Origin of the sequence: Rhodococcus sp. CX, assembly GCF_015865005.1 — a bacterium.
GTDB lineage: Bacteria > Actinomycetota > Actinomycetes > Mycobacteriales > Mycobacteriaceae > Rhodococcus.
This window is the reverse complement of record NZ_JADZGH010000251.1, coordinates 1-4249: the sequence shown is the minus strand read 5'-3', so window position 1 is coordinate 4249 and position 4249 is coordinate 1. Positions and strand designations below refer to the sequence as shown.

General features: G+C 68.3%; 3 protein-coding genes. All 3 read right to left on the bottom strand.

Going from position 1 to position 4249, the window contains the following annotated elements:
* Positions 1-779: alcohol dehydrogenase catalytic domain-containing protein (locus I0Q12_RS26840; RefSeq protein WP_374068807.1), on the bottom strand; the 779-nt coding region annotated here is incomplete at its 3' end.
* 58 nt (positions 780-837) lie between these two features.
* Positions 838-2268: an aldehyde dehydrogenase family protein gene (locus I0Q12_RS26835; RefSeq protein ID WP_374068802.1), complete on the bottom strand. Its 1431-nt coding sequence runs from the start codon at positions 2266-2268 to the stop codon at positions 838-840.
* A 76-nt stretch (positions 2269-2344) separates the two neighbouring features.
* On the bottom strand, positions 2345-4195 hold the full coding sequence (locus I0Q12_RS26830) for a VanW family protein (RefSeq protein ID WP_374068806.1): 1851 nt from the start codon (positions 4193-4195) through the stop codon (positions 2345-2347).
* Positions 4196-4249: the final 54 nt, after the last annotated feature.

The window sequence follows — 4249 nt, the reverse complement described above, 5'->3', positions numbered from 1 at the left end:
ATCGCGGCGTCCGCGCCCTGTCCGTTGGTGTACGAACGCGCGATCTCGGTGGCCTCCGCCATGTCCGCGACCGCGTGGGTGGCTCCGAACCGCAGCGCGCTCTCCCGCTTGAACGGCACGGGATCGACGGCGATGATCCGGGCCGCGCCGGCATGGACCGCGCCCTGGACGGCGTTGATGCCGATCCCGCCGATGCCCTGGACGATGACCGTCTGGCCGGGGTAGATCTCGGCGGAGTTCACCGCTGCTCCCCACCCGGTGCCGACTCCGCAGCCCAGCAGGCACAGCTTGTCGAGCGGCAGGTCCTTGTCGACCTTGACTGCCGAATCGACGCTGACGGTGGTGTATTCGCTGAACGTCGACAATCCGCACGTCTGGGCGACGGGCACCCCGTCCAGGCTCATGCGGAAGCTCGAGGGGTCGTCGGGGCGGGTCCCGGTCATGATGGCGGCGCCGCGGTCGCACAGGTTCTGCAGTCCCTTTGCGCACCATCGGCATCGGCCGCAGGCGGCCAGGAACGAGAACACGACGTGGTCGCCCTCGCTCCAGCCGTGCGTCTCGGGGCCGACCTGAACGACGATTCCGGCGCCCTCGTGTCCGCCGCAGATCGGGTAACTGCCCACCGCGTGGTCGCCGACGGCGATGTGGTCGTCGGAATGGCACAGGCCCGCAGCGACCATCTTCACCGTCAGTTCACCGCGCCGCGGTTCGTCGAGTTCGAGATCGGCGACCTCGTAGGTACCGGGTGCCCGGCGGATGATCGCGCCACGTGTCTTCACAGTATCGCTCCGAAAGTTCGTGTGGTGGTTCCGATGTGGTGGTGTTCAGCCACCGGGATCACTTGCTCACCTGCGCCGACATTGCGGCGCGATATTCCTCGGCGTAGGGCGGCAGCATGCCCCATTCGCGACGCGGGTCGTAGTCCGGAGCGACGAACACGGTTCGGGCGTGGCTGAATTCGAGGAAGCCCTCGCGGCCGTTGTAGTGGCCCATCCCCGACTCCCCGATGCCACCGAACGGTGCGTCGAGCATGCCCGCATGCATCATGACCTCGTTGATCGTGACGCCACCGGAGGTCGTGCCCTCGACGACCGCGCGCTGCTCGTCCTCGTCGTGCCCGAAGTAGTAGAGCGCCAGCGGTTTCGGACCGGAATTGATCTCGTCGAGAACATCCGCGAGGTCGTCGTACGTGCGGATCACCATGGCGGGGCCGAAGATCTCCTCCCGGGAGATCGCCGCCGATGCCGGGGGGTCGATCACCAGACGCAGCGGGCGCCGACGTTCATCGGTGGTGATCGGCTCGGACGGAACGACCTCCACGCGTGCTCCGAGTTGCTGTGCCTCGCTGATGTATCCGTCGATGCGGGCGGCGTGCCGATCGGAGACGATCGCGGTGACGTCGACGTTTCCTGCGATCGTGGGCAGCAGTTCGCCGTAGGTCCGGCCGATTGCGACGACGAACGATTCGAGCTGTTCCGCCGGGACGTACACGGTGTCGGCGTTGACGCAGAGCTGACCGCTGTTGGTCGCCTTGCCCACCGCGATGCGGAAGGCCGCGGTGTCCGTATCGGCCGAACGCCCGACGATCACCGGGGATTTTCCGCCGAGTTCGAGCGTGACCGGCACGAGGTTGAGCGCGGCGTTCGCCATCACCGATCGTCCCGCGGCCGCGCTGCCGGTGAACACGATGTGATCGAACGGCAGGGCGGTGAGGGCCTGCGCGATCTCCGGTCCACCGGTCACGACGGCGACGTCACGGGGATCGAGGAACTCCGCGGCCGCCGCCGCCAGCACCTCCGCGGTGCGCGGCACGATCTCGGACGGCTTGAGCACGGCGCGGTTGCCCGCTGCCAGCACGCCGGCGAGTGGACTCAGGAGCGTGAAGAGCGGGGCGTTCCAGGTGCCGATGATCGCGACCGAGCCCTTGGGCTGGTACTGCACCTCGGCGGTGGCTCCGAGCTGGTCGTACGGGGAGAACACCGTCCGCTGCTCGGGCTGCATCCACGTCTCCACGTGATCTCGCGCGTATTTCAGCGCGGTCAGCGATCCGAGGATGTCGTTGACGGTCGAGTATCCCGGGTGGCGCCCGCCGAAATCGGCGTCGATCGCGTCGACGATCTCGTCGTGGCGGGCCACGACCATCTCGATCACCGACTCGATCCGCGCCCGGCGAGCCTCGGCGGAACTCGTTCTCTGCGAACGGAACTCCCGTCGCTGACTCTCGAGCAGGTCGCGCAGTTCGGATTCGGTGCCGGTCAGTGTGTTCACAGCGGCGATGCTATGAACGACATCACTCCTGCCCTGCCGATGTCCCGCTCATCGGGACCCGAACGGCGCGACCGTGTTACTCCTCGTCGGCCGATGCGTCGGGCACTGCAGGCTCGTCCGTCTCGGATTCCGGTTCCGGAGCGCTGCTCGTCGTCGGCTGCGCACCGGGCTGCGGCCGGCCGCTCGTCGTCGGCGACGAACCGGATTCCGGTGTGCTCCCGGGCGCGCCGGCGGGGTTGCGTTCCGGTCCCGGAGCGGGCTCGCGCTCTTCCTCCGGTTCGATGCACTCGACGATCGGAACCGGGTCGTACTTGACGGTGCGCGTCGTGCGGGAAAGCTGCGCTCCCGTCTTCGCATCCGTGATCACGCGGGTGTCGCTGACCGTGAAGCCCTGCGCGCCGCTCGACGGAATGCACGCGTCGCCCGCCGGAAGGGTGATCTTGTTCGGTGACGTGAACGCCGTCCGGTCCCCGGTGAACGACTGCACGTCCACCGTCTTCGTGCCCCAGAGCCGGACCGTGATGTCCGAACTCGTGCCGATGGTCTGGATCAGCACGCCGGTGTCGAACGGGTTCCGGAACTGGAGGTCGATCGCGCCCTCGAACACGGTGGCCTCACGCGCCGCCGGGTACCGCGAGATGTAGTAGCTGTGCTCGGTGTGGGCGACGTCCTCCATGCCGGCGAAATACGTTGCGTTGTAGAGGGTTGTCGCGAGCTGGCTGATGCCGCCGCCGACGGCCGTGCCGGGCCGGCCGGCCTCGATGATGCCGGACTCGACGTAGCCCTGCGCCGCCCCGCGCGGACCGGTATATCCGTTGAGCGAGAACGTTTCTCCCGGCTTGACGAGTGCACCGTCGATCTCGGAAGCGGCAAGGCGGATGTTCACGCCCGAGGCGTAGGAGAAGCCACCGGTGGTGAATTCGCCGACGACCTCGCGGATGCCGAGCTTCTCGGCGGCCTCGGTCGTGAGCGCGGGATCCACGGGTGCGTACACGGCCGGGGTGGTCCGGTCGCCCGGCGCGGCCAGCAGCTGAGGCAGCGGCTCGAGAGTCTTCGTCCAGTCGACCAGTTCACCCTTCACCGCGGGCACGATCGTCGGACCGCCACCCTCGATGACGATGCGGGCGTCCTTCGGTTCGACCTCGGTCTCCGCGAGCTGCGGACGCAGGAAATCGACCACGACCTCGGAGTGGTATTCGGGGATCAGGCCGCCCTCGCCGTCCGGCACGAACGACAGGATCGTGCCGATCCGGTCGCGGGGCAAGGTCGCGACCGTGTTGTCGCGACCCTGGACCTTCACGTCCGACGCCACCGCGGGTATCGCGATCTCGGTGAGTGCCCGGTCCACCGCTTCGGGTGTGACGGTCACGTCCAGCGTGGTCACCGGCAACGCGACGTCGCCGAACGCCCACTTCTCGGAGAACACGTCCGCCGCGACCTGGGGATCGAGATTCTGGCCGGGTTGCGGAGACACCGCGACCGGGGTCGCCCCCTCGAAGACGACGGTGCCCTCCCGCGGGGCGCGTTCGGCGCTCGAACGCACTCCTTCGAGTGCGTCCGTGAGTGCCGCGTCGTCGCGGACGGAGACAACGCCGATCTCGTCGGTGCCGAACAGCGACGCCAGCCGGGTGAACGGATTGAGCGGCTGCGATCCGATGCGATCGAGCGTGTGCTCCCAGTCGACCTCGAGTCCGGCCCGGGCGGGAACGACCTCGGCGGTGGTGTCGCCGGCGGTGACGGGCACGGGGTTTTCGAGGCGTCGGCCGAGTTCGTCGCGCAAAAGTGCCTCGGCGTCGTCGACCGATTCGCCACCGATCTCGATCCCCGCGACCGTCACGCCGCGCGGGACCTTGCCCGACGACGTTGCGAGATCGACACCGTAGAGAACCGCGAGAGCAGCGGCGACACCGCCGGCCACGATCGCGATCTTCCGCCACGGCGGTCCCGCAGGCGAGGGGGATCCTGTCTCTTATACACATCT